Source organism: Mesorhizobium sp. M4A.F.Ca.ET.020.02.1.1 (assembly GCF_004022645.1).
GTDB lineage: Bacteria > Pseudomonadota > Alphaproteobacteria > Rhizobiales > Rhizobiaceae > Mesorhizobium.
In genome coordinates, this window is record NZ_RZOI01000675.1 from 1 (window position 1) to 3,243 (window position 3,243).

Sequence of the window (3,243 nt, forward strand, 5' to 3'; positions counted from 1 at the left end):
TCAGGCCTTCGACCGCGAGGCCGTGGACCTCGCGGCAGCGCTTGACGAAGGCGACCGCCTCGCGCGGCTCGATGCCGGCCTTTTGCGGCTCCGAGCCGGTGTTGACCTGAACGTAGAGTTTTGGTGTCCGGCCCTGTCTCGCCATCTCCTTGGCGAGTTCGGCGGCGATCTTCTCGCGGTCCACGGTCTCGATGACGTCGAACAGCGTGACCGCTTCCCTGGCCTTGTTCGACTGCAGCGGACCGATCAGATGCAATTCGATGCCGGGAAATAGATGCTTCAGCGCCGGCCATTTGCCTTGCGCTTCCTGCACGCGGTTTTCGCCGAAGACGCGCTGGCCGGCCTCGATGACCGGGCTGATCGATGCGGCCTCGAAGGTCTTCGACACCGCCACCAGCGTGACCGCGCCTTGGTCGCGGCCGGCCTCGCGCTCGGCGGCGGCAATCCTTGCCTTGACGGCAAAAAGCTGTTCGACGGCGCTCGTCATGCCCATATCCTGCCTGTAGTTTTGGTCCTCGCCGGCTCGCCGCAGTTGACGGGTCCGGCAATCCATGATGAACACCGCGACGACATTTTCCTGGGCCGCCGGGCATTGCCCCGCGGTTCGTGCCAGCTTTTAAGTGAAAAACATCCGATGGCAACCGAACGATACAATCCGCGCGCGTCAGAGCCCAAATGGCAGAAGGCCTGGGCCGAAAAGAAGCTGTTCGAGGCCGACAACGCCGATCCGAAGCCGAAATACTACGTGCTCGAGATGTTCCCCTATCCGTCGGGGCGCATCCATATCGGCCATACCCGCAACTATACGATGGGCGACGTCGTGGCGCGCTACAAGCGCGCCAAGGGTTTTAACGTGCTGCACCCGATGGGCTGGGATGCCTTCGGCATGCCGGCCGAGAACGCGGCGATGCAGAACAAGGTCCACCCCAAGGACTGGACCTATGAGAACATCGCCACCATGCGCGAGCAGCTCAAGGTCATGGGCCTGTCGCTGGACTGGGCGCGCGAGTTCGCCACCTGCGACGTCGACTACTACCACCGCCAGCAGATGCTGTTCCTCGACTTCGTCGAGAAGGGGCTGGTGACGCGCAAATCCTCCAAGGTCAACTGGGACCCGGAGGACATGACGGTGCTCGCCAACGAGCAGGTCATCGACGGTCGCGGCTGGCGCTCCGGCGCGCTGGTCGAGCAGCGGGAACTGACGCAGTGGTTCTTCAAGATCACCGACTTCGCGCAGGACCTGCTGGATTCGCTCGAAGGCCTCGACGAATGGCCGGAGAAGGTCAAGCTGATGCAGCACAACTGGATCGGCCGCTCGGAAGGGCTGCTGATCCGCTGGCCGCTGGCCAAGCCGGTCGCCGGCGAGCATGAGCTGGAGGTCTACACGACCAGGCCGGACACTATCTTCGGCGCCTCGTTCATGGCGGTCGCCGCCGACCATCCGCTGGCCAAGAAGGCTGCCGAGGATAATGTCGAGCTGGCCAAGTTCATCGACGAGGTCCGCCACATGGGCACCTCGGTGGCGGCGCTGGAGACGGCCGAGAAGAAGGGCTTCGACACCGGCATCCGCGTCGTCCATCCGTTCGACGAGAACTGGACGCTGCCGGTCTATGTCGCCAATTTCGTGCTGATGGAATACGGCACCGGCGCCATCTTCGGCTGCCCGTCCGGCGACCAGCGCGACCTCGACTTCGCCAACAAATACGGCCTGCCGGTGATCCCGGTGGTGATGCCGGAAGGCGGCGACGCCAAGACCTTCCAGATCATCGAGGAGGCCTATGTCGACGACGGCGTGATGATCAATTCGCGCTTCCTCGACGGCATGAAGCCGGAGAAGGCCTTCGACGAGGTGGCCAGGCTTCTGGAAAAGAAGACAATCGGTAACCGGCCGATGGCCGAGCGCAAGGTGAACTTCCGCCTGCGCGACTGGGGCATTTCGCGCCAGCGCTATTGGGGCTGCCCGATCCCGATGATCCATTGCGAGGATTGCGGGGTGGTGCCGGTGCCGAAGGCCGACCTGCCGGTCAAGCTGCCCGACGACATCGAGTTCGACCGGCCGGGCAACCCGCTCGATCGCCACCCCACCTGGCGGCACGTCAATTGCCCGCAATGCGGCAAGCCGGCGCGGCGCGAGACGGACACGATGGACACGTTCGTCGATTCGTCCTGGTATTTCGCGCGCTTCACCGCGCCCTGGGCCAACGATCCGACCGACCCGAAGGCGGCCAATGAGTGGCTGGCGGTCGACCAATATATTGGCGGCATCGAGCACGCGATCCTGCACTTGCTCTATTCGCGCTTCTTCACCCGCGCCATGCGCGAGACCGGCCATCTCGATCTCGCCGAGCCGTTCAAGGGCCTGTTCACGCAAGGCATGGTGGTGCATGAGACCTACCGTGTCGGCGGCCCGTCCAACAACGGACGCTGGCTGTCGCCGAGCGAAGTCAGGCTCGAGGACGATGGCGGCAAGCGCCGCGCCGTCGACATCGCCACCGGCGAGGAGGCCGTCATCGGCCCGCTTGAGAAGATGTCGAAGTCGAAGAAGAACACGGTGAGCCCGGAAGAGATCACCGACGGCTACGGCGCCGATACCGCGCGCTGGTTCATGCTGTCGGATTCGCCGCCCGAGCGCGACGTCGAATGGACCGACGACGGCGCCGCCGGCGCGCATCGCTTCGTCCAGCGCATCTGGCGCCTGGTGTCGATCGCGGCCGAATCGCTGGCCGGCGTCAAGCCAGAGGCGGCGCGGGAGGGCGAGGCGGGCGCTGTCTCCAAGGCCGCGCACAAAATCCTCAAGGCGGTCGGCGAGGATATCGAGAAGCTCGGCTTCAACCGCGCCATAGCCCGCATCTACGAGCTGGCCAATGCATTGACCACGCCGCTCAACGAGGCGGCAGAAGGCAAGGCCGATGCGGCGCTGAAAGGCGCCTGCCGCGAGGCGGTGGAGATCCTAGTGCATCTGATAGCGCCGGTCATGCCGCATCTGGCCGAGGAGTGCTGGGAGACGCTGGGCGGCACCGAAATGGTCGCCGAACGGCCATGGCCGGTCTTCGATCCGGCGCTCGTCGTCGACAACGAGATCGTGCTGCCGGTGCAGGTCAACGGCAAGAAGCGCGGGGATTTGACAATTGCCCGCGACGCGGACCAAGGTGCGGTCGAAAAAGCGGTGCTGGCCCTCGACTTCGTGCAGAAAGCGCTGGAAGGTAAGGCGCCCCGCAAGGTGATCATCGTGCCGCAGAGGAT

General features: G+C 64.7%; 2 protein-coding genes. One reads left to right on the top strand and one right to left on the bottom strand.

The window, feature by feature from the left end:
* On the bottom strand, window positions 1–487 hold a 487-nt coding region (locus EN742_RS29105), incomplete at its 3' end, for a YggS family pyridoxal phosphate-dependent enzyme (protein WP_128333566.1).
* Window positions 488–634: 147 nt separating this feature from the next.
* Between EN742_RS29105 and leuS the strand changes: the two genes are divergently transcribed.
* Window positions 635–3,243: leucine--tRNA ligase (leuS, locus tag EN742_RS29110; protein ID WP_128333567.1), on the top strand; the 2,609-nt coding region annotated here is incomplete at its 3' end.